This is a genomic window from Aliiglaciecola sp. CAU 1673, assembly GCF_029223185.1.
Classification (GTDB): domain Bacteria; phylum Pseudomonadota; class Gammaproteobacteria; order Enterobacterales; family Alteromonadaceae; genus Bowmanella.
The window spans coordinates 87,392-113,783 of record NZ_JARHUG010000005.1 but is presented as its reverse complement, the minus strand read 5'-3'; the positions used below and the strand labels follow the sequence as shown (position 1 = coordinate 113,783).

26 protein-coding genes are annotated in these 26,392 nt (G+C 52.7%); 19 read left to right on the top strand and 7 right to left on the bottom strand.

Annotated features, from left to right (window positions below):
• Complete coding sequence (locus P2G88_RS06345) at window positions 1-1,203, bottom strand: hypothetical protein (protein WP_275794935.1); 1,203 nt, start codon at window positions 1,201-1,203, stop codon at window positions 1-3.
• A 595-nt stretch (window positions 1,204-1,798) separates the two neighbouring features.
• Between P2G88_RS06345 and P2G88_RS06340 the strand changes: the two genes are divergently transcribed.
• From P2G88_RS06340 to P2G88_RS06255, 18 genes are all read left to right on the top strand, one after another.
• Window positions 1,799-4,483 (top strand): hypothetical protein, encoded by a 2,685-nt coding sequence (locus P2G88_RS06340; RefSeq protein WP_275794934.1) that lies wholly within the window; start codon window positions 1,799-1,801, stop codon window positions 4,481-4,483.
• Between the two features lie 4 nt (window positions 4,484-4,487).
• Window positions 4,488-5,228: an SH3 domain-containing protein gene (locus tag P2G88_RS06335; protein ID WP_275794932.1), complete on the top strand. Its 741-nt coding sequence runs from the start codon at window positions 4,488-4,490 to the stop codon at window positions 5,226-5,228.
• Window positions 5,198-5,824 carry an outer membrane beta-barrel domain-containing protein gene (locus tag P2G88_RS06330; protein ID WP_275794931.1) on the top strand — a complete coding sequence of 209 codons (627 nt, stop codon included), beginning with the start codon at window positions 5,198-5,200 and terminating at the stop codon, window positions 5,822-5,824. The genes P2G88_RS06335 and P2G88_RS06330 overlap by 31 nt, the downstream gene beginning before the upstream one ends.
• A gap of 26 nt (window positions 5,825-5,850) precedes the next feature.
• Window positions 5,851-6,369 carry a TlpA disulfide reductase family protein gene (locus P2G88_RS06325; protein ID WP_275794930.1) on the top strand — a complete coding sequence of 173 codons (519 nt, stop codon included), beginning with the start codon at window positions 5,851-5,853 and terminating at the stop codon, window positions 6,367-6,369.
• Window positions 6,370-6,371: 2 nt separating this feature from the next.
• The gene (locus tag P2G88_RS06320) at window positions 6,372-6,626 is read left to right on the top strand and encodes a DUF4266 domain-containing protein (protein ID WP_275794929.1); all 255 of its coding nucleotides are present in this window, start codon (window positions 6,372-6,374) and stop codon (window positions 6,624-6,626) included.
• A 145-nt stretch (window positions 6,627-6,771) separates the two neighbouring features.
• Complete coding sequence (locus P2G88_RS06315) at window positions 6,772-7,884, top strand: DUF3570 domain-containing protein (RefSeq protein WP_275794928.1); 1,113 nt, start codon at window positions 6,772-6,774, stop codon at window positions 7,882-7,884.
• Entirely contained in the window at window positions 7,865-8,449 is a 585-nt protein-coding gene (locus P2G88_RS06310; RefSeq protein WP_275794927.1) for a hypothetical protein, read from the top strand. Before P2G88_RS06315 ends, P2G88_RS06310 begins: the two co-directional genes overlap by 20 nt.
• A complete protein-coding gene (locus P2G88_RS06305; protein ID WP_275794926.1) occupies window positions 8,433-10,397 on the top strand; it encodes a hypothetical protein in 1,965 nt (654 codons plus the stop codon). The genes P2G88_RS06310 and P2G88_RS06305 overlap by 17 nt, the downstream gene beginning before the upstream one ends.
• Window positions 10,384-13,272: a tetratricopeptide repeat protein gene (locus P2G88_RS06300; protein ID WP_275794924.1), complete on the top strand. Its 2,889-nt coding sequence runs from the start codon at window positions 10,384-10,386 to the stop codon at window positions 13,270-13,272. The genes P2G88_RS06305 and P2G88_RS06300 overlap by 14 nt, the downstream gene beginning before the upstream one ends.
• Complete coding sequence (locus P2G88_RS06295) at window positions 13,259-13,981, top strand: hypothetical protein (protein WP_275794923.1); 723 nt, start codon at window positions 13,259-13,261, stop codon at window positions 13,979-13,981. The genes P2G88_RS06300 and P2G88_RS06295 overlap by 14 nt, the downstream gene beginning before the upstream one ends.
• Window position 13,982: 1 nt before the next feature.
• Window positions 13,983-14,324 (top strand): hypothetical protein, encoded by a 342-nt coding sequence (locus P2G88_RS06290; RefSeq protein WP_275794922.1) that lies wholly within the window; start codon window positions 13,983-13,985, stop codon window positions 14,322-14,324.
• A 78-nt stretch (window positions 14,325-14,402) separates the two neighbouring features.
• Window positions 14,403-15,068, top strand: coding sequence for a MotA/TolQ/ExbB proton channel family protein (locus P2G88_RS06285; RefSeq protein WP_275794921.1), 666 nt, complete (start codon window positions 14,403-14,405; stop codon window positions 15,066-15,068).
• Complete coding sequence (locus P2G88_RS06280; protein ID WP_275794920.1) at window positions 15,069-15,641, top strand: biopolymer transporter ExbD; 573 nt, start codon at window positions 15,069-15,071, stop codon at window positions 15,639-15,641.
• Entirely contained in the window at window positions 15,638-16,150 is a 513-nt protein-coding gene (locus tag P2G88_RS06275) for a biopolymer transporter ExbD (RefSeq protein WP_275794917.1), read from the top strand. The genes P2G88_RS06280 and P2G88_RS06275 overlap by 4 nt, the downstream gene beginning before the upstream one ends.
• Complete coding sequence (locus tag P2G88_RS06270) at window positions 16,147-17,133, top strand: AgmX/PglI C-terminal domain-containing protein (RefSeq protein WP_275794916.1); 987 nt, start codon at window positions 16,147-16,149, stop codon at window positions 17,131-17,133. Before P2G88_RS06275 ends, P2G88_RS06270 begins: the two co-directional genes overlap by 4 nt.
• Window positions 17,134-17,200: 67 nt before the next feature.
• Complete coding sequence (locus P2G88_RS06265) at window positions 17,201-17,581, top strand: hypothetical protein (protein ID WP_275794915.1); 381 nt, start codon at window positions 17,201-17,203, stop codon at window positions 17,579-17,581.
• Window positions 17,582-17,650: 69 nt separating this feature from the next.
• The gene (locus tag P2G88_RS06260) at window positions 17,651-18,025 is read left to right on the top strand and encodes a hypothetical protein (protein ID WP_275794914.1); all 375 of its coding nucleotides are present in this window, start codon (window positions 17,651-17,653) and stop codon (window positions 18,023-18,025) included.
• Window positions 18,026-18,062: 37 nt separating this feature from the next.
• Window positions 18,063-18,431 (top strand): DUF1622 domain-containing protein, encoded by a 369-nt coding sequence (locus P2G88_RS06255; protein ID WP_275794913.1) that lies wholly within the window; start codon window positions 18,063-18,065, stop codon window positions 18,429-18,431.
• Here P2G88_RS06255 and P2G88_RS06250 read toward each other — a convergent pair.
• The 5 genes from P2G88_RS06250 to P2G88_RS06230 all read right to left on the bottom strand — a co-directional run bounded on the left by P2G88_RS06250 (window position 18,428) and on the right by P2G88_RS06230 (window position 24,052).
• Entirely contained in the window at window positions 18,428-19,459 is a 1,032-nt protein-coding gene (locus P2G88_RS06250) for a zinc-binding dehydrogenase (RefSeq protein ID WP_275794911.1), read from the bottom strand. The two genes, P2G88_RS06255 and P2G88_RS06250, sit on opposite strands and share 4 nt — an antisense overlap.
• Complete coding sequence (locus tag P2G88_RS06245; protein WP_275794910.1) at window positions 19,460-19,996, bottom strand: GAF domain-containing protein; 537 nt, start codon at window positions 19,994-19,996, stop codon at window positions 19,460-19,462.
• Window positions 19,997-20,073: 77 nt separating this feature from the next.
• Complete coding sequence (gene ribA / locus P2G88_RS06240; protein WP_275795077.1) at window positions 20,074-20,691, bottom strand: GTP cyclohydrolase II; 618 nt, start codon at window positions 20,689-20,691, stop codon at window positions 20,074-20,076.
• 142 nt (window positions 20,692-20,833) lie between these two features.
• Window positions 20,834-23,653 carry an EAL domain-containing protein gene (locus tag P2G88_RS06235; protein ID WP_275794909.1) on the bottom strand — a complete coding sequence of 940 codons (2,820 nt, stop codon included), beginning with the start codon at window positions 23,651-23,653 and terminating at the stop codon, window positions 20,834-20,836.
• 99 nt (window positions 23,654-23,752) lie between these two features.
• Window positions 23,753-24,052 (bottom strand): DUF3630 family protein, encoded by a 300-nt coding sequence (locus P2G88_RS06230; protein WP_275794908.1) that lies wholly within the window; start codon window positions 24,050-24,052, stop codon window positions 23,753-23,755.
• 193 nt (window positions 24,053-24,245) lie between these two features.
• On the opposite strand from P2G88_RS06230, the gene P2G88_RS06225 reads away from it, so the two are divergent.
• Window positions 24,246-24,548, top strand: a complete 303-nt coding sequence (locus tag P2G88_RS06225) for a cytochrome c (RefSeq protein WP_275794906.1) — start codon at window positions 24,246-24,248, stop codon at window positions 24,546-24,548.
• A 1-nt stretch (window position 24,549) separates the two neighbouring features.
• Here P2G88_RS06225 and recQ read toward each other — a convergent pair whose 3' ends face one another.
• Entirely contained in the window at window positions 24,550-26,325 is a 1,776-nt protein-coding gene (gene recQ / locus P2G88_RS06220) for a DNA helicase RecQ (protein WP_275794904.1), read from the bottom strand.
• Window positions 26,326-26,392: the final 67 nt, after the last annotated feature.

The following is a 26,392-nucleotide window of genomic DNA, read 5'->3' as shown; positions in this document are numbered from 1 at the left end:
TTAGTCTCCCTTGCAATAATCGGCAGCGTCGGCGAACAAATCTTTCACCTTATAGCCATTAGCCTGGAAGGTATTGGTCATCTGGCTGACCTGGGTTCTGTCCGCACTGTCCTGCGGCTTTCTTAAACACACATCTTCAAACACCTTGCTCGCCTGGCACTGGGCAAAGGCCTGGCTGTTCGCCAGTTCCTCGCCCATGGACTTGGCGCCATTGCCGCTGCCCGGCAAGCTGTCTGACCAGCCCAGAACCTGGTTAATGCCTTCACGCCAGTAGTTGTCCCAGCGGTCATCCTCAATCACAAAACCATGCACAAAGGTATTGGCGTTAATGCGGTGCTTTTTGGTCACCCGGCTGCCGGTATCGGGGTCGGTCATGCCCGGGCCGTTGTAAAGCAGCGCGCCGCGCTCACCGTCGGGATCGCCATTGGTGTCGTAGTCAAATTCGTAGTAGGCAAAGGCCTGGGCCAAAGGATCCATGCCCGAATGGCAGCCGGTGCAGGAATTCATAAAAATACGGCTGTCACCGCCTGGGCTTCTGCTTACATCCTGGCGGATGCGATCGGGTGGCAGCTCGGTATCTTTGAGGGCTTCCAGGTCGGTACAAAGGTGGTTAATCAGGGTAAAGCGAAACATGGCGCGATTGGTGCCGTCTTTAAAAAAGGCGCGGGCGCCGGCGCGGGTGGTCATCACGCCGGCGGTGGCGTCAGGGGCCAATCCGGTCACTGCCGATTGGCTGCTGGCGACTAACGCGTCTTTCAGGTTAATTTGCCCGTCTTCCATGGCCTGGTAATGGGCATTGCTGCTATTGCTATAGGCTGGTAAGCCCAGAGAAGATTGGCCCAGATAGAGAATATCGCCGGACAGTAACTGACGAAAATCCACATCATCACGCACCATGCCAATTACCGTGGCGCTGTAGTCATTAAGCGGGGCAAACTTATCGCCCTCTTCATTGGTCCAGGGGGTGACCCAGTGCTTCAGGGTAATGCTGTAAAAAGCCGGGTTATCCATGGCTAGATCCGCTGCCGCGCGGCTGTCGCCGTTTTCCAGCAGTTGGCTCATTTGCGTCAGCACCTGTGCACTTGGCGGAATGCCGGCCAGGCGATCATGCATACGTTTGGCCTGCTCCTTGGACCCGGCCTGCCCGCATGGCGAAGCCAGCAGCAACAGAACTGACAAGCAAGTGATGAGTTTTAGCTGCATGGAGTCCACTCTTCTTTTTTGATGCGCCTATTGGGAACTGTTTTTGCGCAAGATTAAATAGTCCGAATTGTGATTGGGTGTTGAATTTAATAACCAACGGCCTTTGTTGGCTTAAACCATTCTGGGCCTACACCAACCGATCGCCTTCTCATAAATCATGCCATAGTCTTATCTATTTGATTTTTACGATTTATTTATATATTTCTGCAAGCTTATCTGTCGCTAAGGAACGACAGTCCCTGAGATGGCATCATGCCGGGATTAATAGCATAAGCCTAGTTCAGATCAGGGGTGCAGAGAAATAGCAAGACCCAGTGAAGGCCGTCGTCAATCGGCGACAGAGACTGATAAAAACTTTAGATTTATGATTTTTATCCGTTACTTAGTGCGTTGCTGAGTGGCTAATAGGTATTTTCTGGCATGCCTGAATATAAGTCTGTAGTTTGCACTAATGCCTTTGCGGTGAAATGCTAGTACCCAGAGTCAGGGCTTTATGGCTTGTCTGTCTCGGGACCGCGACGCTGTGAACCCGTTGCCGTCCTTGTTAAGCTCGGCAAGTTTTAAAAATACAGAACGCATTCACGTCAGGAAGATTATGCATCCACATTACCATCACCTTAGCAACGCTTTGGCGGCCATCATACTGGCTGCGCTGCTGGCTGCCTGCGGTGGAGATGTGGTGACTTCGGCCTCCGAAGAGCCAGACCCGGTGGTGGTGGATATCCCCATTGCCTTCGTTAAACGGGATTTGCCGCTGGATGATAATGGCCAGGTTGTTGTCAGGGATTTGCGTGACCCCTTTGCCTTTGTGCCGGGGGCAGGCTTATATATGAAGGCCAGGGCCTCGGCCAGCGCCGAAGAAATCAATCTGACTGACCGTCTGTTCCAGGCAGAGAATGTCCCCGAAGGCAGCCCCCGGCCGCAGTACGATATCAAAGATCTGGAAGTCTCCTATGATGGCAGCAAGTTGCTGTTTGCCCTGCGCGCGCCAGCCATTGAAGATGCCGATGACGACGAGCAGCCCACCTGGAATATCTGGGAATACGATCGGCGTGATGACAGCCTGCGCCGCATTATTGTCTCCGACACTCTAGCCGAAGCGGGTGAAGATACCGGCCCGGTATATCTGCCCGATGGCCGGATTTTATTCAGCTCTACCCGTCAGCGCGCCAATCAGGCCATCTTGCTGGACGAAGGAAAGCCGCAATATCAGGCGCTGGAAGAGAGTCTGAATGTGCATGCCTCGGTGCTGCATGTGATGGATGCTGATGGCAATAATATCCGTCAGGTATCCTTTAACCAAAGCCATGACCTCGATCCTCTGGTACTGCCCAATGGCAAAGTGCTATTCAGCCGCTGGGATCAGGCCGCTGGTGATAAGGGCATCCACCTTTATCAGATGAATCCCGATGGCAGTGAACTGGAAATCCTTTATGGCCGTCACAGTCATAGTCAGAACCAGCAAAATTTACATTTTGTGCAGAGCCGCTTTACCCAGGACAACCGGGTACTGGTGGCCCTTCGTGAGTACCGCCAGAATCGGTTAGGCGGCGACTATGCGCTGGTGGATCTCGAGGCTTATATCGATCTGAATACCCCCACAGCCGACAACCCCAGTCTGAGCGGTCCCGCCCAACAGCCAGCCTTGTTTGATACTGTGGATACCCTGTCAACACTCTCGCCAGGTGGGTATTTTGCTTCGCTTTATCCGTTATGGGATGGTAGCAATCGTCAGCTTTTTGCCTGGAGCCAGTGTCGTGCTTATGATCCGGATCAGGTGGTAACCGCAGGGGAAACCCGGCGTATCCTGCCCTGTAGCGCCGAGCTGCTGGAGCGTGATGATGTAGAGCCTGCACCGCTGTTGTACGGACTTTGGATGTACGATCCGGCTTCCAATACCCAACTGGTGTTGGCGGTGCCGCAAGAAGGGCAGGCTTACACCGAAGTGGTGTCCATGGAAGCGCGCCCTTTCCCCGCCGATTATACCGGTCCTGAGCAATTTGACGCCGAGCTTGCCACCCAGGACTTGGGCCTTATCCATATTCGTAGCGTCTATGACTTTGCCGGCACCGATACCAGTCCTGGCGGGTTGACGACTGTATCCAACCCAAGCCTGACCACTCCCAATCAGCGTCCCGCACGCTTCTTACGGGTAGTGAAAAGCGTCTCCATACCCGATGAAGAGATACTGGAGATTGACGGCACTGCCTTTGGTCGCAGCCGTGGCCAGTTAATGCGTGAGATTATTGGCTATGTGCCTGTCGAGCCCGACGGTTCGGTGCGTTTCCTGGCCCCGGCCAAGGTGCCGCTGGCGATTTCGGTGGTGGATGCCAATGGCCGTCGACTTGGCGAGCGTCATCAAAACTGGTTGCAGGTGGCGCCAGGTGAAGCGCGCTCCTGTAATGGCTGTCATAGCAGTCAAAGCACTGCGCCCCATGGTCGCGCGGATGCAGAATTTGCTTCAATCAACCTGGGGGCGCCCAGCACCGGTAGCGGATTCCCGGGTGCGAATCCGGCGCTCTTTGCGGATTTGGGCGAAACCATGGCCGAAACTGCCACCCGCATTAACGGGGTGCCTTATCCCAGTCCGGATATCGTTTTCGAAGATATCTGGACCGATCCCGCCAACCGTCAGCCTGCGCCGGGTTTTGCCTATCGTTTTGCCGATCTGGCTACACCGCTACCAATAAATGCAAGCTGTGCGCAGAATTGGACGGCCCTTTGCCGTATTCAATTGAATTACCCCAGCCATATTCAACCGCTTTTTGAGTTGGACAGACGGGTGTTGGATGAGAACGGCGAGCTGGTGCAAGATCGCACCTGCATCAGCTGCCATACCAATGTGGATGCCCAAAGCGCCGCCCAAGTACCGGCCGCACAGCTGGACTTAAGTGCTACCCCTTCTCTGGAAAATGCCGACTGGACCAAAGGTTATCGGGAGCTGTTGTTCCCGGACAATGAGCAGGAACTGGTGAACGGCGCGCTGGTGGATCGCTTGGTGGTGGTCACCGACAGTAACGGTAACGTCATCTTCCTCACCGATGATGAAGGCAATTTAATTCTCGATGACGAGGGCAATCCGATCCCCTTAACTCGCACGGTACCGGTAGCTAATGCCGTCTCTGTGGGTGGCGCAAGGGCCAGTAATCGCTTTTTTGTGCCCTTTGATACGGGCAGTCATCAGGGCTGGCTGTCAGGGGCCGAGCTAAAAATGCTGGCCGAATGGATGGATATCGGTGCACAGTATTATAACAACCCGTTCGACGCGCCCAGGGATTGATGCCGTGCCATTTAAAGTCTTTGTTTTTTTCTTCTTTTATCTGCTTTTGCAAAGCCCGATTTGGGCCGCAGAACTAAGCGTAAAAGTAGTCGAGCCTTTCGCCGATATGCGCACCGGCCCGGCGTCGGAATACCCGGTGTTTCATGTGGTTGAGCGCGGTGAGCAAATCGAAGTGCTTAAACAGCGCACCAGTTGGTATAAAGTGCGCACCGCCACTGGCCAGGAGGGTTGGATCTCAGTGGATGCGCTGGCGCAGACTATCGGCCCCAATAATGAGCCGGTGGCCATTGCCCGCAGTGACTTTGCCCAGTATCAACAGCGTGATTTTGAGTTTGGTTTATTCTACGGGCAGTTAGAAAAGACCAATGCCTTCTCCGTCACGGCGGCCTGGGTGCTGACCGAAAATATCGTTACCGAACTGAGCTTTACCCAGGCCCTGGGTGATTTTTCCGAAAACCGCCTGTGGCTGGCGCGGGTGCAACATTTTATGTTTCCCGAGTGGAGACTAAGCCCTTACCTGAGTTTGGGTGCAGGGCAGGTGCGCACTAAACCTAACGCCACTTTGGTGCAAAGCGGCAGTGAAACCCGCACCAGTGATGTGATGGAAGTGGGTTTTGGGCTGCGTTACTACCTGCTGGAAAATTTTGTTGCCCGACTGGAATACAAAAATCTGTTAGCCCTGACCGACAGGGATGAACAAGAGGAGCTAAATGAGTGGAAACTCGGATTTTCAGTGTTTTTCTAATCCTGCTGGGGTGCCTGTTACCGGCCTTCGCCCAGCAAGTGCCGCCTTTGGTGGTCGAGCCTGAGGTGGACAGACGCCAGATCAACGATGCCGATATCGACACCGAGGATTTTGAGGTGGGCCTTTTCTATGGGCAAATCAGCATCGAAGATTTTTCCAATAGCAGTGTCACCGGCCTGACCCTGGCCTACCACATCACCGAAAATATCTTTATGGAGGCCAGCTATGGCCAGGCCGATGCCGGGCTGACCAGCTTTGAGCAACTCTCTGGTGGTGCGCCTTTTCTGACCGATGATGAACGAGAGTATCGCTACTACGATCTGGGTATTGGCTACAACTTCAATGGCGAAGTCTTTGTCAAAGAGGGCTGGGCTCTTAACTCGGATTTTTACCTGATGGTCGGCGGCGGCAGTACCGACTTTGGCGGCGATAACCACTTTACGCTCAGCCTTGGCGGCGGCTATCGCTTGTTTCTGACCGATTACCTGGCCCTGCGTTTGGACGTGCGTGATCATATTTTCAGCTCTGAAATCATCGGCGAGAAGAAAGACACCCACAACATCCATTACAGCCTGGGCGCCAGCTGGTTTTTCTAAATGAATCTTTCAGATGGAATCCTATTATGAAGTTTCGACCCCTGCATGATTTTTCTGCCCTGGCCATCGTGGTGGTGGTGCTTACCGGCCTGACGGCTTTTACCGCCAAAGCCGCCGACAGTAAGGCAACAACGGCGCCGGATTTCACATTAAAAAGCCGCGACGGCGGTAATCTGCGCCTGGCAGAGCAGCGTGGCAATATTGTGCTGGTGAACTTCTGGGCGTCCTGGTGTGGGCCTTGTCGTGAAGAGCTGCCCAAATTTGAAGAGATGTATCAGCGCTATCAGGACTTGGGCTTTGTCGTCCTGGGGGTGAATGTGGATGACGATCCGGCTAAGGCCGAGATCCTGCTCTCCGATATCAGCATCAGCTTTCCGGTATTGTTCGACCCTAAAGGCGAAGTAAGCCGCCTCTACGATATCAGCGCCATGCCCACCACCATCCTGATCGACCGTGATGGCAACACCCGCCTGGTACATAAGGGTTATAAGTCCGGCGATGAAGTGAAATATGAAAAAGCGCTGAAGTTGCTGCTGCGGGAATAATCATGAAACAGTCCATGCCAATTGCCGTTGTCACCCTGCTTGCCAGTACCTTTCTTAGTGGTTGTGCCAGCACCTTTAAGGAGTTGACCGAGATCGAGCCCTGGGTCAAACCCTATGAGCGCAGCCACTTGGCCGATCCCATTATGAGTATGAATCGCAACCCGGTGGCCAGCGCCTATACCAAGCACGTATTCGAAGCCCGTGAAGGGGCCCGTGGCGCCGATGGCGGAGCAGGAGGCGGCTGTGGTTGTAATTGATTTTTTGCGGGAAAAAACATCCTGTTTTTTGTCCTCTGTCGCTTCGCGAAAAGCGTGGTTTTCACTTGCTAGCGGCCAGGCCGAGGCCAGGCCGGAGGCACATCCGTGTGCCTCGTGGTGCCATGGCTTAACCTTAGGAGTATCTTTGGGAGCCGCCTGCCTCTTGGCGATGCCTTTTGCAGATGCAGCAGTGCTACCCCAGGATCGCGCCGATGCCATGTACCATTCCTATGAAGGCGATGGGGTGTCCATCGATGGTCCCTCCATTTTGTTGCGTAAGCAGGTGGGCGATAAGGTTTCACTCTCGGCCAATTACTATGTGGACAGCATATCGGGAGCATCCATCGATGTGCGCGCCAGTGCCAGTGAATACAAGGAAGAGCGCACTGAGACCACGGTCGGCATCGACTATCTGCACAACAAAAGCCTGCTTAATCTGAGTTTTACCAACAGCAGTGAAAACGATTTCGAAGCCCGCTCGCTGCATCTGGGTATCAGTCAAGACTTCTTTGGTGATCTCACTACCTTATCACTGGATTATTCCCGCGGCTGGGATGAGGTGGGCCGCACCGGCGATGAGGATTTTGCTGAGGAAGCCAATCGTCAAAAATACGGTTTGGGTGTCACCCAAATTCTCACCAAAAATCTGATTATGGGGCTCAAAGCCGAGAATATTTCCGATAGCGGCTATCTCAACAATCCCTATCGTTTTGTGCGCTTTTTAGACGAGAGCAGTGCCCGGGGGTATCGTTTTACCACTGAAATTTATCCCGAGGCACGCACCAGTAATGCCTTTTCCGTGAATGCCATTTATTATCTGCCTCACCGCGCGTCGGTCTATGGTGAAGCGCGCCTATACAGCGATACCTGGGGTATCGATGCCAGCAATGTGAAGCTGGGTTATATCCACACTTTTGGCGATGACTGGGTGCTGGATGTGTATGTGCGGCATTATCAGCAGGACAAAGCCGATTTCTATCAGGATCTCTTTGCCCGGGAAAACCAGTTTAACTATATGGCGCGGGACAAGGAGCTCAGCACCTTCAGCAATATCTCAGCTGGTGTGGCGGTGAGTTATGAGTGGCAGTTTTCGCAAACCACCACCATCAAAAAAAGCAGCCTGAATCTGGAATTCGATTACATGCGCTTTGACTATGACGATTTTCGTAACCTGCTGGATGACGCCCCGGTAGGTGAAGAAGCCTTATTTTCTTTCTCTGCCACGGTGCTGAGACTCTATGGCTCAATTTGGTATTGATATGATGAATCTGATTAAACGCTGCGGCCTGACTAACCTGTTGATGTGTGTGGCCTTGCTGGGAGCGGTGATATTGACCCTGTTGTCGTTCACTGCCAAGGCGCAAGAAGCGGGTGGGCAGGATGTGCCCCTGGCTGAGAAAATCGAGAGCCTGAAAAAAGATCTGATTGCCCTGAATCGCGATCTCTTTGTGTTGGAAGAAGACTTGCTGTTCCCCTCCAGTACCCAGGTGGCGGTCTATCTGGCGGTGGATGTGGGCCATTATTTTCGCCTGGATGCGGTAGAGCTGAAAATCGACGATAAGACGGTGGCCAACCATCTGTATACCGATCGTCAGGTAGAAGCGCTTAAACGCGGCGGTGTGCAGCGGCTGTATATCGGTAATTTGAATCAGGGTGAACATGAGTTGACCGCTTTTTATATCGGCATGGGCCCGGAGGAACGTCCTTACAAGCGCGCCGTGACCCTGCGTTTTAACAAAGACAGCGACGCCAAGGCGGTGCAACTGGATATCACAGACTCAGGCGCGGCGCAGCAACCGGAATTCCATGGGCAAGAGTTATAAATCCAGGGCCGCATTGATAAGCCTGGGATGGTTGCTAACGACCTCTGTCCTGGCGGCTGACACAAATGACGCTAACAAGCCAAGCCTGGCGTTTGGACAGGTCATCTATGCCCTGTATCAGGAAGATTCACTGGCAACCTTAGATGCCATCGCCCTGGCCGAGTCACAGATCACCAATGAAGAAGAGCGTCAGCAATTGGCGCTGCTAAAAGGTGGTGTGGGCTTGTCTTATGGTCTCAGTCGTCAATCCAAAGCCATCTTCGAACAATTACTGGATAGTCGTCCGTCCCTGCCCATGCGTGCACGGGCCTGGTATTGGCTGGCCAGGATCAGCTTTGTGCAGGGCAAATATCAGGCGGTGATGGATATCTACCAACGCCTGCAAAGCACCGAAAAGGCCAGTAGTCATTTAAGTCAGGCACAGCGGGATATGCTGGCCTACCAGGCCGCCTACATTGCCCAGAAGCAGGGCGATGGTCGCTGGCAGGAGTACGCCAAAGATTTATCGGCCTCTGCTTTGGAGCGCCAGTATCTGACCTACAATCAGGGCAGTGAAATCTATGCCAAAGGCGAGTTTCGTCAGGCCCTGGCGGTCTTCGATGAAGCCCTGTTGGCCCTGCAACAGGACAAGCAGCCAGAGGGTTTTTGGCTGTGGCATTGGCTGGGGTTAAGTGATTTTGAAGCGCCATCGGCAGACGAGCAGATGGAGCAGCAGGCCCTGACCAATCGACTGCTACTGGCCAAAGGCCAAAGTCAGCTGGCCATGGACAGGGTATGGCCGGCCCTGGAAAGTCTTGGGCAAATCCAGGGCGAAAGCCTGGCCGCCGATGAGGCGTTGCTGGCATTTGGCTGGACCCTGGCGAGGCAAAAAAACTGGCCCATGGCCATGGCGGTATGGCAGCAGTTATCCGCTAGTCGCAACAATATTTTTGCCTTGCAGGCCACCCATGCCCTGGCCTATGGCTATGAGCATGAAGGTGGTGAAGTACAAGCTTTTGAGACCCTTAAGGGGTTAACTGCAAGGCTGGAAAGTGCCCTGAATGAACTGGAGCAATTGGCACTGGAGCTTAATCAAGCCGATCTTATGCCACTGCTTGCCCGGCAAAGCCTGTCCAAACCCGGCGAAGACAACACCTCGGCACTAAAAGCTCGCTGGCCGCAGGCGCAGCAGGATCTGCTGGTGGAACTGTTAACCGGTGCCACCCACCTTGAGGGCGGCTTTGCCCAGTTACAAACCCTGTATGAGCTTAAGGCACGCCTGACCCGGCAAATGGAGAATCTGACCCACTACCGAAAGCTTCTCGATGAGCGAGAGCTAGAGCATCAGCGCCGCGCACAGCATCTCAATGCCGAGATCTTGGCGGCCCCGGTAGAGGCAATCGCCAAGCGCTATGAAACGCTTCAGGCCCAGCTTGAAGAAGCGCAAAGCCTGGATAAGCAAGGCCAGGTGGTCAGGCTATTTGCCAATGAAAAACAACTGGCTTCCCTTGAGCGCCTTGCCCGTGCCAAGGGCAGGTTGGCAGAGATGCAATCGGTTAAGCCGCAATCTCCCGAATACGCACAGCGTTTGGCCCGTTTGCAGGGGATCCTGGATTGGCAACTATCGGAAAGCTTTGTGGGCGATAGCTGGCATCAGCAAAAAGCCCTTAAAGAGGTGCAACTGGCGCTGACAGAAGCCCGGACTCAGCAACAGCGATTAACCGAACTGCTGGCACAACAGGATATCAGCGCCGCGCAGCGCCAACGGGTGGATGCCCTGGATAGTCAGGCCCACAAAAAGGCCGGACAATTAGCGACCTTGATAGGTGATCTGGAAAATGAGCTACGGCAGCGGGCTACGGATCTGGTTGGTGAACGTAAGGCCTATTTGTTTGCGCAACGCAATCTGACCCTGGCCGCCATGCTGAAACTTCAGGACCAATACCGGGGGCAAGATGAAACGCCATAGCCTTCGCCTGAGCCTTCGGCAAGGTCTTCACCATAGCCTTGCCGTATCCATCACCCTGGCCCTTGCTGGTTGCAGTCTGCTGCCAGAGACGGCGCCACCCCCGGAGCCGCCAAAGCCACTGCTGTCGAATCTGAAACTGACACCTGTGGTGGTCGAGAAAACCCGTTTGGCGCCCGGTGATTTGGCCACCCTCAGACAAGGCTACCAGGAACTGCTGGAAACCATTGAACCCGGTCAACGCAAGGTCGATTTGGCCCATCGTTTGGCCGATATTGAGATGCTGTTGTCCGAGCGCGATCAGGAGTTAGGGGTCAAACCTGCCAAGCCTGAAGGTTATTATCAGGAAGCCATTGACGACTATCTGGCCCTGCTGCCCAGCTTGCCGGACAACCATGCGCGCAATGAAGCCCTCTATCAGCTTGCCCGCGCCTATGAATTGCAAGGCGAGCCGGATAAAAGCCTGGCTGTGTTGTCCACCTTGCTTAGCACCGATGTGAAATTTGAGCGTGCCGGTGAAGCCTGGTTCCGTCAGGGGGAACTGTACTTTTCCCGGGAAGATTACGCCAATGCCGCGCGCTCTTATCAGACCGTGGTGGAAGAATACGACGACACCGACTTTCTGGTGATCTCTGCCTACATGCTCGGCTGGAGCCGCTTTAAGCTGGAAGATTATGACGGGTCACTGCGTGCCTTTAACTTGATGCTTGATAAAGCGGTCACACCGATTCTGCAAAAAGCCGATGCCTATAACCAAAACGAGATATTAGAGCGCCTCGCGCCCGGACAGCGCCGTCTGGTCAAGGATGGCTTGCGCCTGATGGCCACGCTGTTCTCATATCGCGGCGACGGTCCGGCCATTGCCGCCTTTTATGCGGGAGAAGAGCTGCCGCGGTACGGTTATCTGCTTTACAGCGAACTGGCGCAGCAGCATCTGGATAATGACAGATACCGCGACAGTGCCGAGGCTTATCTTGCCTTTGCCAAGCCCTATAGCGAACATCCCCATGCGGTCAGTTTTTTTGTAAAGCATATCGATGCCTATCTGCTTGGTAACTTCCCCTCCCTTGTATATCAGGCCAAGCAGGGCTTTGTAGAAACCTTCGGCCTTAACGGCAACCAATGGCGCTGGTGGTCAGGCTCGGAGCGTGAACGCGCCATTCCCTATTTACACCAGTATTTGCAGGAGCTGGCACAAACCGAACACAGCCTGGCCCAGCAACTGGATGGGCAAGCCCAGGGCGCACTGAAAACCCAGGCCTTTGCTAACGCTGCCCGTTGGTACCGGGAGTTTTTGGCCACCTTCCCGCGCGATCCGCTGGCGCCGCAAATGGCCTTTGATCTGGGCGAAAGTCTGTTTGAAGCTGGTCAATTCAATGAGGCCATAGAAGCTTATGAAGATTTTGCTTATCGCTACCCCGAGCATGAGAAAGCTGCCGATGGTGCCTACGGGGCGCTGGTGGCTTATGAGCGAATTATTAGCGATGTCTCTGATAAATCCACGCTGCGAGCCCGTCGCGACAGTCGCGCCCGTTTTGTAGAAACCTTTGCCAGCGACAGTCGTGCTCCAGGTGTGGCGCAGATTTTGATGCAGCAAGGGTTTAGCGCTGAGGATTACCTTGAAGCTATCCACTGGAGTAACTGGTTGCTGGCGCGCTCTGTTGAAGCGTCCGAGGGGCTTAACGCCGAGATGCAAGCCTCGGCCAGGCGGGTAAAGGCCCATAGCCAATTCGCCCTTAAGGATTTTGTCAGTGCAGAGCAGGGCTACAGAACGATACTGGCCAATGATCCGCTCAGCGATGCTGAACGCGGGGAGTTTGCCGAGAGTCTGGCGCTTTCTATTTACCGCCAGGCCCAACAGGCGGTAGAGGAGAAAAACCTGATCGCGGCCATCGATTTGTTCAGTAAGGTAATAAGCGATGCCCCGCAGTCCAAAGTGCGCCTTAATGCCCAGTACGATGCCGCCACTTATCTGCTGCAAACCGGCCAATGGCAACAGGCTGAGTCCTTGCTGACGGATTTTCGCAGCCGTTTTGCCGAGCATAAACTCAGCGCCGATTTACCCGATAAGCTGATTTACCTTTACGAGCAGACCCAGGATTGGGCAAAGGCCGCACAGATACTTTTGCAAACCTGGCAAGCACAACCTGCTTCCCATGCTGGCCAGGAGGCGTTATGGCTGGCGGCGGAATATTTTGAAAAGGCCGGTGATCGCAATAATGCGCTTCTTGCCTACCGTGACTATGCCAATAGTTACAGCCAGCCCTTCGCCCAAGTCACCGAAGCGCGTTTTATCCTCAGTGAATACTATCTGCAAAGCGGTGAAGAAGATAAACGCCGTTTTTGGCTGAATAAACTGATGGAAGGCCATAATCGTGCAGGGAGTGATGCAGGCGAGCGCTCACTAACCCTTGCCGCCATGGCTGCCTCGGTCTTTGCCGACGATGCGGCTCAGGCGTTTACGGATATCCGCTTGAAACTGCCCCTTAAGCAAAGCTTGCAGCGCAAACGAGCAGCCCTGGATAAGGCGCTGGTGGCTTACCAGCAGGTAATGGATTATGGCGTGCGCGAATATACCACCGCGGCCAATCACCATCTGGGTGAACTCTATCTGCAACTGGCTAAGGATTTGATGGCCTCCGAGCGCCCCAAAAATCTCTCGGAGTTCGAACTGGAGCAATACGATATTTTGCTCGAAGAGCAGGCCTATCCCTTTGAAGAGCAGGCCATTGCCTTGTATGAAACCAATGCCAAGCGCAGCTGGCAGGGCGTATATGACGATTGGGTCAAGCAAAGCTTCCAACAGCTAAGCACCTTGCTGCCGGGACGTTATGGCAAAGTGGAACAGCAGGAGGAGCTTAGCCGTGCGCAGTATTAAGTTCTCGTTTTTCGCCTTGATTATCGGCCTAAGCGGCTGTGCCACCTTTGAGCAGGCGGTTGAGGTGCCAGCTCCGGAAAGGCCAACCTCAGAGGCACCTAAGTCTGCCGAAGAGCAGGTTGTGTGGCTGATGGCACAGCCAGATCAGTATCTGCTTAGTCGCAAAGTGATGAGCGATAGCCAGGCCAGCACTTTTGACAAGGCGTTAATTGCCTTAAACAGAGGCGATTGGATAGATCTAGAAAATGGGCTTAAGCCCTGGTTGTCATCGCCAGATACGCCTTCGGCATTCTGGGTATTATTGGGCGATGGCCGCCTCGGGCAAGTGGCTGAAACTCAGGAAGAAGCTGAGAAGGCCCGTGTGCTTGGACAGGCACAACAATATTTTGAGCGGGCTTTGGTGGTCAATGGATCGAACTACCATGCCCACAATCGCCTGGGGATTTTGTTGCGCGAGCGCGGCCAGTTTTCTGGCGCCCTGAGTCACTACACTAAGGCCATTAATGCCTGGCCTGGCTTTGCACTGGCCTATCTTAACCGGGCCATTTTACGGGATCTGTACTTAGGCGAGAAAGCCGCAGCACTGGACGATTATCGTCTGTACCAACAACTCAAAGCCACCGAACCTGGCTTTACAGAATCGGCACAAGCCAGACAACTGACTGGCTGGATTGCGGATTTAGAGCGCCAGTTGGCGCAGGAGGGGTAAGATGACTGCCAAACAAAGCGGTTTACTGGCCTTGCTACTGGTGGTGCTACCGGTGATGGCGCAAGAGCCCGTTGATGAAGACGCTCAGGTATTAAAGCTGGAAACCACTATCCGTGGTGATAAAGAACAGCCGCGGGTGATGTCGCTGGTGCCCTGGCAATTGCCAAGACATCGCACCGTGCAGGGGCCGGGGGAGTGGACGCCGGCGCTGAATCCACCCAAGCCTTTGGAACGCAACGCTTTTATGGCGGAGCAGCGGCTATGGCAACGTCTTGGCGCAGAACATTTAGGTATGCAGGACGCCGCCGCACAAGGCATCAACCATACCGAAAAACAACAATAAATCAGGTTAAATAGCAGCATGCAGAAGTGAAAGCCGGATTTGTCCGGTTGCCTTCAGACTAGTAACAGAGGAATTTCCATGGATATCAGCACTGTTGTGGTTCGTTTTTTTCAAGAAGGCGGTCCCTTTATGTTTCCTATCGCCATTGTCCTGGCCCTGGGCCTGGCCATTGCGGTGGAGCGTTATCTTTTTCTGTCCTTTGCCAGACGCACCAACAAAAAGGCTTTTGCTGAGCTTGAGCCGCTGTTACTGAAAAGCCAGTACGAGCAGGTTATTCAGTTCGGCGAGCGCAGCGATGCGCCTATTGGCCGGGTGATTGCTGCCGGTATCAGCCGCCTGGGCATCAGTCCTCGCCGTGAGGATATCGAGTACGCCATGGAAGAAGGGTTGATGGAAACTATTCCCAGACTGGAAAAACGTACCGGCTATCTGGGCACTCTGGCCAATATTTCTACCTTGCTGGGCCTTTTGGGTACCATTATCGGTCTGATTGCCGCCTTCTCGGCGGTGGCCAATGCCGATCCGGCCGAAAAAGCCAGCTTGCTGTCGCAGAGTATTTCGGTGGCCATGAACACCACCGCTTTCGGTTTGATTGCGGCCATTCCGCTGCTGGGTTTGCACAGCATTTTACAGACCCGCACTACCGAGATTATTGACAGCATGGAGATGGCCGGGGTCAAGTGCCTCAACCTGCTGATCGCCAGAAACGGCATTCAACCTAAGACCCGCAGTTCGGATCAGTAAATGCTGGGTAAACGCAAGCGCCTGGCGCGCCCCGACGCCGAGCTCGACATCACGTCCTTTATGAACCTGATGATCGTGCTGGTGCCGGTGCTGTTGATGATGATGGTGTTTTCCCGCATCACCGTGGTGGAGCTGGCGCTGCCCGGTTTGGAAAGTCTGGGCGAAGGCGAGTCCATTGAGAATCAGCAGATCGAAGTGGTAGTCACCAATGCCGGTATGGCGGTGTATTTTCCGCAAGGGTACCTGGTCAAAGACATTCCGCTGACGGTGCCTGCCGATAGCGCAGACGCCACTCAGGACTATGACAGCTTGCAACTCACCTTGCGGCAGATAAAGCAAAGCCTGCTGGCGAAAAACGTCGATAAGAAAGATCTGACCCTGCTGGTGGATGACAGTGTGAATTATCAAAGCCTGATTTCGCTATTAGATACCACCCGCTCCTATCCCGATGTGGTGGTGGCCTCGGTGGTGGAGGCAGAGCTCTTCCCACAGGTGTCTTTTGCCGATATTCCCGGCGATGTGGACGCCATCAAAGCGCGCTTGCAGGAAGCGTCCGCAGTGGAGGCCCAATGAAACAGTCGGTCAGGGCCAAGCGCATGGAGCGCCACCACAAACGCCTATCTAACCAGGCTAAACTGAGCCTGGTGTCATTGATGGATATTTTTACCATCTTAGTGTTTTTCCTGATGCTGAATGCCTCAGATGTGCAGGTGCTGCAAACCCATAAATCGGTGCAGTTACCCACCTCCGGCGCCAATACCCCGGCCAAGGAAACCCTGCTGCTGATGGTCAATAACCAGCAACTGGTGTTGCAGGGGCAAAAACTGGTGGATGTGGATGCTGTTCTTGCCAGTGGCGAAGACCTGATTGCGCCTCTGATGGCAGAGCTAACTCGTCATGCACAAAAAACGCCTGTTGCTGAAGGGGAAGAACAAATCGGCAGACAAATCACCATCATGGGTGATCAGGCCGTGCCCTATGCCCTGTTGAAAAAGATTATGCAGACTTGTGCCGAAGCCGGTTACACGGAAATTGCCCTGGCCGTTGAGCATAAAGAAGCCCCGGGCGGAGTGGCGCCATGAGCAGCACCACATTGCAAGCTCAACTGCCTTGGAGCAGTGGCGCTCAGGAAAATAAGCGCTTTCGCCAGTTTACCCTGATTGCCCTGGCCTTGACCTTATTGCTGGCGGTTTGGGTCAAGCTGGTGGAGCTGCCTCCACAAACCCGTGAAGAGCAGGAAAGGTTACCACCGCAATTGGCCAAGTTAATCAAAGCCAAGGAATTACCACCGCCGGAAGTCAAACCCGAGCCCCAGAAAATCGAACCGCCCAAGGTAGAAGAGCCGCCCAAAGAGGTGCCGCCCCCACCTAAACCGGTGGAAAAGCCCAAGCCGGTAGAGAAACCCAAAACCGAACCCAAGCCGATAGCACAGCCTACCGAGGCAGAAAAATTGCAGCAGGCTAAAGAGAATGCCAAGCAAAGTGGTCTATTAGCTTTTACCGATGATTTGGCCAGTATGCGTCAGAGCCTGAATGTGGAAAACCTGGCCAATACCAAAACTATCGAGGGAGCCGGCAAGGCCGAGCAAACCCAGCGCAAGCATATTGGTAAAACCGTAGAGACTGCCAGTGGCGGACTGACGCAGGCCAATGTCAGCAGTAATATCGGTGCAAAAGGGGAAATGGCCGGACATAAGACCACTGAATATGTGGCGCCGAATGAAGGCTCTGTCTCACTTGCAGCCAAGCGTATCGAGCAGGAAAAAGATATCGTCGGTGATCGCAGCCTGGAGTCAATTCGTAAAGTTTTAGATGCCAATAAAGGCGCTGTGTATGCCTTGTATCGGCGTGCGCTGCGCCAGGATCCTGCACTGCAGGGCAAGATGCTGGTGAAACTGGTGATTGAGCCTGACGGCCGACTCTCTGAAGTTACCTTACTGGACAGCGAATTAAAGATGCCCGATTTGGAACAAAAGCTGCTGGCCCGCATTGGGATGATAGATTTTGGTCAACAGAATGTGACCAGAACCACTTTGGAGTACGCCTTTAACTTCCTGCCCTATTAACGGACTTGGGTTAAGACACTGGAATATCGCCAATTTTCTGCTGGAATGTGTATATCTGAGCAATGCTGTGGCTGACCTGATGGGTTTGGAAATCGACGCTAAGTACAATGCCGCACAAGAGTATGTGCACGCGGTCTTTAAAGGTCTCGCACGTCCTGAAGATATTGTTTCAGCCTATCACTCCTTGCAAGAACTGGCCGACCAGCACCATTGCAATAAGCTGCTGGTGGATGGTACCGGCCTGGAGTTGGACTATGACAGTGCAGCACTGATGGCCGTTATGCATAGTCTAAAGAGACTCTTCAGCAAATTTCGTATCGCAAGGGTGGTCAAACTGTCTCAGTACAAACAAGATTTGATCGAAGGGATCGCCACATCGGCCGGTCATCATCTAAAGAATTTTGCGCATGAGAAAGAGGCCATAGACTGGCTTTTAGAGAGAGAATAATGTCTGCAATACAGAACATTGTTAGTTTCAAAGAACATTTTTTGGGCAGATATCGAGTAGGATGCTGAGATGAAAGAGCATGGTACTTTCAGCCTGACGTTGATAGATAAGACTGTTCATAGCTACCCGATAGACAGCTTTAATCAATACGGTATCGAGCGATATAGGGACGCGGTGTTGGCTATGGCTGCTTGCCTCAATCAGTGGTTGTTATTTGAACATCCACGAAATCTGGCGGCCTTGACACCGGATGGCCTGAAGGCGCTGGGAGATGCGTACAGGGCCTTTGAGAAAGCCGGCTGTGAAGCCATAGCAGTAGAAGTGGCGGTGCTGTTTAAGACAGTGATAGAAAGAGAGTTGGCCGAGGTGGTCAAGATTCCGTTGATGTTGGACGATTCTGAGGCGAGGTTGAGCGACTTTCTATCTGCAATGGCGCCAAAATGAGTGGCAAGGCAAGCGGTCACCTGAAGGGAACGATGCGATGCAAAACGGTTTTCTCGGGGAGTTTGTTAATTGGATCACCCTGATTGGTTATTCAATCGAAGCTTTCGGTGTAATAGTCATCGTGGTTGGCGCTTTGGTATCCACTGTTCACTTCCTGCGCGGTTACAGATTGTTACCACAAGGGCAGGCCTATCAATGCTACCGACAGAATATCGGGCGTTCGATTATCCTCGGATTGGAGTTTCTGATAGCAGGGGACATTATCCGCACTGTGGTGGTCGCCGATTCCCTGGAAAATCTGATGATTCTGGGTTTGATAATTTTGATTCGGGCATTTCTGGGACTAATGCTGCATTTGGAAGTGGAAGGCAGTTGGCCCTGGAAACAGCAACAGAGAAAAGACTAGTCCCAAGGCCTCAAAATTACCTTGCCGTCGCTCTTATGCTCAGCATAGTGCTCAAGGGCAGGTAAGAAGGAATCAAAGCCATATTGACCACGAATATCGGTGTGAAAAATGCCCTCGGCAAAGAGTTGCTGGACCCTTCTATTCATTTGAATCACTCGCCAGATAGGCATGTTCTTTATGGTGCGTGCCAGCCAGAATCCCTCAATGCGAATATCCCGGAAAATCACATCGGCCACGCTAAAATGGCCTCCCAAGGGATCATGGGTTTCTTCCAGGCGTCCATAGAGAATGGCCGTACTGCCCTGAGGCATCTGTTTGAGCACTCTTGGTGTCTCTTTTTCCGCAACTGCATCTAACAGGACTGTGGCGCCCGTGGCCTCAACGGCGGCTTTTAGCTGCATGCTAAAGTCCTGGTCTGTGGTCAGCAAAGCATGGGTCGCCCCCAAGTTACGAACTACATTCAGATTCGTCTCACTACGCACGGTGGCGATGGTTTTGATATTCAGCCGCTGAGCATAGCGGATAAGACCTTTGCCCACCTGACTGGCTGCAGCATTGATAACAACGGCCTTGGCTCCCAGAGCCTTGGCTCTGTCAAGCAAGCAAACCACAGTGCAAGGATTGACAATCAGTGTTGCTGCTTGGGCATCATCAATGTCGTCTCTTACCGGTAAGCAGTAACTGGCTAATGTACAAGCATATTGTGCCCATACGCCATCGATGCCGGGCTGTGCGGCTACCGCTACTCTCTTGCCTTTTAACCATTTTCCGTAGAGCCCGGCATTGGCGTCCACCACCAGGCCACAGCCCTCAAAACCGGCAAAAGTATTGTCCTTTGGCGGCAAGCCGTATTGACCACGTAAATAGACCAGATCGGAGGGATTCACCGGTGAGGCCAGCATCTTAATCAGTACATGCCCGGGTTTAGGGCTGGGCATGGGTTTGGAGAGCCGTTGCAGGCGCTCCGCAAAGCCGGCTTCTGGATCGTCAATCAGCTTGAGGGCAAAACCGCTATTGGTAGTTGTCATCTATTCTGCCAGGCCTTGCTGTTGTGTCAGGGAAGCATTAATGGCCGCGGCAACCACATGGGCGACCATGTTAAGTACCTGCACATCCACATCATCGAAGGCTTTTTCTTTAGGTGAAAACACTTTCAGCACGCCAAAGCATTGTTGCTCGTGCTGCAAGGGCACAACAAGCATGGAGCGAAGGCCCACCCGCGCACAGGCCTGTTTGTCCACACGCGGATCACTGTCTGCGTCTTCACAATAAAGTACTTTGTTTTCTTTTAAGCATAAGCCGGACAAGCTGGTGCTTTTATTCAGGCGCATCCCCAATTGTTCGGTGGCTTTGCCGGTGGCGGCCCGATATACCATCTGATCGCCTTCTTCTAATTCCACTACCGCACCATCGGCGTAAGTTAGGTCCTGCGCCAATTCAGCCATCTTGTTCATCACCTGATCCAGTTTCAGGTTTTGCCCGATAATGCGCGATTGTGCCTGGATAATGGCAAGCAATTGCTGTTTATTCAGCAGCAATACAGTGTCTTCTGAGGCGGCGTTCATAAGGCCCATTGGAAATGGAATGTTAAATTAGCCTAACTTGAGGCTCTGCCTGCTGGCAAGCAGAACCTTCAGTGGACTTACTTGAGCAGATGGGGGTCGAATTCGTGGCCCAATTTCTGGGTTTTGGTGCGCAGGTAGCCTTTGTTTTCCTGAGTGATACCGTGGTCGATGGGGGTGCGCTCGACCACATCAATGCCCAGGTCACGAAGGGCCTGGATTTTTCTGGGGTTATTGGTCATCAGGCGTACCTTTTTGACCTTGAGACAATCCAGCATGTATTTGCAGATGCGGTAATCGCGCAGGTCGGCATCAAAGCCCAGGTGTTCATTGGCTTCCACCGTATCCATGCCGTTGTCTTGCAAATGGTAAGCACGGATCTTGTTGAGTAAGCCAATGCCGCGACCTTCCTGGCGCAAATACAAGAGTACGCCTTTACCTTGCTCAACGATATTCTGCAGCGCCTTTTCCAACTGAAAACCGCAGTCACAGCGGGTACTGAATAACGCGTCGCCGGTTAAACATTCTGAATGGATGCGGATGGGGATGACTTCACCCGGTTGCCATTGGCCATAAGACAAGGCGACATGCTCCTGGTCGGTAGCCAGTTCCACAAAGCCATGGATAGTGAACTGTCCCAAACGGGTGGGTAATTTGGCAGAACTGATATAGTCGTAAAGGGGATCCGCTTGTTTCATCATGTCGCTAATACTGTTACTCGCCTAAGTGTAGTCTCGCGCGCACAATATAGCGGCAAAGGGCTTGAATGAAAATTCAAATTCGCCCGTAAATCCCGGCTTTTGCCTTATTTGCTGCAATTTTTATCAACTACAGCGCCGATCAACCGCTGGTCAGTGGCTGGAATTCACTGAGTGCCGCAGGTTTGGCAACGCCATAGCCTTGGGCATAGTCCACCCCCATCTTGCCTAGCTCGACCATGATCTCTTTGCTTTCCACAAACTCGGCCACGGTTTTCATACCCATGGCTTTGGCCACTTCTTTGATAGAACTGACCATGGCCATGCTCACCGGGTCGTTGAGCAGGTCTTTTACAAACCCACCGTCAATTTTAACGTAATTGACCGGCAGTGATTTGAGATAGCCGTAGGAGGAGAAGCCGCTACCAAAATCATCCAGTGCAAAACGGCAGCCCAGTTGGTGGAAAGTCTTAATAAACTGCAAGGTCTCATCCATTTTGATGATGGCCATACTCTCGGTGATTTCAAAGCAGACTTTTTGGTAAGGGATACCGTATTTTTCAAAGGCATTGAGCACAAACAAGCGCAATTCTTTATCGCCGAGGGAGTGCCCGGACAAGTTAATATTGGCCCGAATCAGTTGTTCCTTGTGCTCAGGATTTTGAGAAAGCCACTGGAAATAGTGCTCAATCACCCAGCGGTCAATTTGTGCCGTGAGGTTGTAGCGCTCTGCGGCTGGCATAAACAAGCCGGGAGAGACCAGTTGCTCCCCTTCATCGCCTTGCATGCGTAACAGAATTTCGTAGTGGTAGCCTTGTGCCAGTTTGGCCAGGGGGTGGTAGTGCTGGTAATACAGCTCGAAGCGGTTTTCCGTCAGCGCCTTGTTGATTAAAGACACCCAATGCAACTCAGTTTCGTAGCGTTGGATCTTGTCGTCTTTTTTGGAGTAAGTGTGGATTTGATTACGCCCTTGCTCCTTGGCCATATAACAAGCTGAATCCGCCATGCTCAGCAGCTGTTCGGGACTATGCACTTGTTTTGTGTAGGGCACCAAACCAATGCTGATCCCCAGGGTGAAAATGCGATTCTCCCAAAAGAAACGAAATTGCTGCACCACATTGAGGATCTTGTTAGCCAGCAGATAGGCGTTTTGGTCGTTGGCTTGATCCGATTCCAGCAATACACCAAATTCGTCACCGCCCAAGCGCGCCAGCAAACCTTTTGTTTCCACCACCTGATTGAGTTGCTGAGAGAGCTGCTTAATCAGCACATCGCCTGCTTTGTGGCCGCAGGTATCGTTGACTACCTTAAATTGATCCAAGTCCATATACAGCAGGGTCAGCTCAGAATCCTGACTCTCGGCGTTGCGCAGTGCTTTGCGCAGGCGGCGTTCGAACTCCCGTCGGTTGTATACACCCGTCAGAGGGTCATGGGTCGCCATATATTCCAGGCTCATATTGGATTCTTTGCGCTCGGTGATATCGGCAATTGCCCCAAACATGAATTCTTCTTTGTTTTCACGGCGCATTTGCACGGAAATCGAGAACCAAAACTCGGAACCGTTGCGCTTTACCCCGCGTATTTCTTTACCCAGCACCACGCCGTTTTTCTTGATTTCTTCCAGCAAGGCTTGCCGATCGGCCTGATTGGCATACAACTGCGATGTGTTGCGGCATTCCGAAAGCATTTGCTGTTCGTTTTCATAACCAAACAAGGAACACATCGCGGGATTGGTAGTGATCAGCTTACCGTTAAGGGTCGAGGTATACAGACCTTCTGCAGAGTTTCGGAACAGGTCGTAAAAACGACGTAAATCACTGATGGTGCTGCGTTGCAACTCATAGTGGGAGAGCGCTTTACCCTGTTCGTGGATTTCAACCGCCAGGGCTATTAACAGCACACCAAACAAGGCCACAAAGGTCAGAATAAGCCCCTGTTTCTCTTCAAGCACCATGCCCAGCAAATACAAACCGCTGCTGAGCAGACAAGCCAGGGCAACGGTAGACCAACCAATGGCATACAAGCGGTTGGGGCGGCCATGGCCTTTGTCTCTGAACTGCCAGGCCAGCAGCAATTGCAAGCACAAGCTGGCACCGGCAAAACCGATGGCAGCGATGATTTGCCAGTATTGGTCCAACACAAAAGGGGTGGCCAGTAGTAACAGCGACAAAATATACGAACAATAGCGCCAGTATGCGGGTACCTTTACCAGCATCAAATGCGCCACTTTAGCCGAGGCCGTTAAGGCGAATGCGACCAACACCAGGGTCAGCTCAGAGATAAAGGCTGAGATCCGCAGCATTTGCGCCAATATGCCTTCCACATTCAGGAACAGCAGCAAAAAGCAAAGGTTTGAGAGGGAAAACCAGAAGCGCACAGGGCTGTGCAGCAGGGTGTAGGACACCAAATAATAAAGGGCCAGCATGATCAAGGCGCCGCCGACAACACCCAGCAGCGCCAGATTAAGTTGTTCCTGGCCGATCAATTCACTGTATCGCCACAATTTAATGGGCAATACCAATGGGCCTTTGTCGTTAATTCTGATGTAAACATCCATTTTATCGCCGGGCAGCAGTTCCAGCGGTACCAGAAAGTCCCGATGGTTTAGTTCCCGGGCAGAAAATGGCCGACTGGCACCCATCAACAGAGAACGGCGTATGCGGCCTTTGTCGTCCAGCAGATAGACATCCACTTCGTCCAAGGTTGGATTAGCCAGCAGCAGTCCATAGCGCATACTGCCGTTACTTTGTTGATGAAGACTGATTCTTGCCCACAGGCTTTGGTTTTGGGGTAAAGGACTGAAATCACCGGAGCGTGTCCAGCCGTCGAGCGTTTGCACTGTGGATAGCTGATTGGTGCTGTCAGTACGCAGAAATTGCAGATTGGGAAGCAGATCCAGCTGTAAGGTTTGTTCGTCCAGATTGACAGACGGGATCTCTTGTTGGGCGACAGCACTGTGCACAACCCAAAATGAGAAAAGTAAAAGTAGACGGCAAAATGCTTTCAAATGAATGGCTAACGGTATCCCTGATAGTCTGACCAGTATAATAACTTTGTGTGGCTATGAAAGCCCAAGCAGCGTGTTTCGCAGATTATTAAGGTCGGCAGCCCCTAGTGGTTCAATCCAAACCGCCTCACACAGCTGCTCGATACAAAGCACCCAGCGGCTGTTAGCGAAACTGAAATGGCACTGCTGACGATCGGCGCCTTGCTCCAGCTCCAATGGTCTTGTTGCCAATGTTTCACAAAGCAGATGAGAAAATGCGTTAAGGCCCATGGACTGAGTCAGTGGGTAGCAGTCCAACATCAATAGATCGCCATTGATCTGCACTTGGCTTTCGTGAAGCACTAACTGCTGCATAATATCTCCAGGGATTTGCTGCGACTTGGCCTGGTCGTGTGTTTGCTATTGGCATTGTTTAACATATCTTTGCTTTTTGGGCCGTCCTGCAAGATGGCGAATAAAAAAGGCCAGTGCCCTTTGCCTGCCATCAAATTGGGGTATTGTAATATCAACTTCCTCAATAAGATGAACATTGTAAGGAGATTTACCGATGAAGCAGTTTCTGGCTTTTTTGACGGTGGCAGCATTTTTGCCGGTGCAGGCGGCGGATATTGCAGCTGGTAAAGCAAAATCAGCCACTTGTGTGGTTTGTCATGGTAGTAACGGAATCTCCGTTATTCCCATGTACCCAAATTTGGCCGGACAGAAGGAACAGTACCTTGTATTGCAGCTGAAAGCTTATCGTGATGGCGAGCGTAAAAACATGGTGATGACGCCCATGGCAAAACCGCTTAGTGATGAAGATATTGCCAATCTGGCCGCCTACTATGCCAGCCTCGATCCCAAAGGCTGATTTACTGTTCAGCCATATGTTCCTGAATGGCGGCCAAAAAGGCCGGTCCATAGCGTTGCAGCTTGGACTGGCCAACGCCACTGACGTTCAGTAACTCTGCATCGTTGGTGGGCAATAGCTGCGCCATTTGTGACAAGGTCATATCGTTAAAGACCACAAAAGGTGGCACTTCTTCTTCCTCGGCAATGGCTTTGCGCAGGCGTTTGAGTTTGGCAAACAAGACTTTGTCATGATTGCGCCCCTCGCTGCTGCTCTTGCGTCCCAAATTCAGGGTAATACGGGGTACCGCCAGACTCACGCTTTGCTCGCCCTTTAATACCCATCTGGCCGCTTCGTTGAGTTTGAGCATCGCATTTTGGGTGATATCCACACGAATAAAGCCTTGGTGGATCAACTGGTTAATCAGGTTGTGCCAATAGGCATCGGATTCGTCACTACCAATGCCATAGGTGCTGAGTTGATCATGGCCATTCTCGATAATGCGCTTGAGTTTCTTGCCGCGCAGAACATCGATCAGGTACTGACTGGCTACTTGCTGCTCAAGACGATAGAGGCAGGAAAGCAGTTTCTGGGCGGCCAGAGTTCCGTCAAAACTTTTTGGGGGATCTAAGCAAATATCGCAGTTGCCGCAAGCCTTGGCCTGATACTCACCAAAATAATTCAGCAGTACCTGGCGTCGGCAGGTCTGGGTTTCGGCAAAGGCCTCCATGGCTGCAAAGCGCTGTAATTCCACCTGTTGACGCTGCAGGTTTTCGTTTAGGCCTATCCATTCCCGGTTTCTGGCCACATCTTTTTCATCAAACAGCAGCAGGGCTTCGGCGGGCATACCGTCCCTGCCGGCGCGACCGGTTTCCTGGTAGTAGGATTCAATGGTGCGCGGCAAGTCATAGTGCACCACAAAACGCACGTTGGGCTTGTTGATGCCCATACCAAAAGCCACGGTGGCAACGATGACATCGATATTGTCTTGGATAAAGGCGCGTTGTGCCCATTCTCGCTCGCTGGTTTCCATACCGGCATGGTATCCGGCACAGGAGATACCGCGCTGGGCCAGTTTGGCGCTGATGTCGTCGACCTTCTTACGGCTGTTACAGTAAACAATGCCGCTGCCTTCCTGACCGTCGATATAGCTGCTTAGTTGCTCCATGGGGCGGTACTTTTGCAGTTGGGTATAGCGGATATTGGGTCTGTCGAAGCTGCCTTGGTAAACGAAGGGGGCATCCAGGCAAAGCTGATGCAAAATATCCTGACGGGTGGCCGCATCGGCAGTGGCGGTGAGCCCCATGACGGGCACATCAGGGAAAAAGGACTTTAATTGCCCGAGTTGACAGTAGTCCTGGCGAAAATCATGCCCCCAATGGGAGACGCAGTGGGCTTCATCCACGGCAAACAGGCTGAGGTTTAAATCCTGTAAGCGTCGAATAAAGTCCGGTTGCATCAGACGCTCTGGCGCCACATACAGCAGCTTGTACTGATAATCCTGAACTCCCTTTAATACTTGCAGTTGCTCGGGACGGGAGAGAGCTGAGGTCAGATAGGCGGCGCTGACACCACTGGTCAGCAGCGCATCCACCTGATCTTTCATCAGCGAGATCAACGGAGACACCACTATCGTCAATCCGTCCATCAGCAACGCGGGAATTTGGTAACACAGCGATTTGCCACCACCGGTGGGCATCAGCACCAGACTGTCTTGTCCGTTAAGGCAGGCCTGGATTACGTCCTCCTGACCAGGCCTGAAACTGTTATAGCCAAACACTTGGCGCAATGTATCCAAGGGTGTGGTCTGTGTTTGGCTGGTGGAAGGAATCTGCAGGGACAAAGTTTTATAAGTACGGCATTTA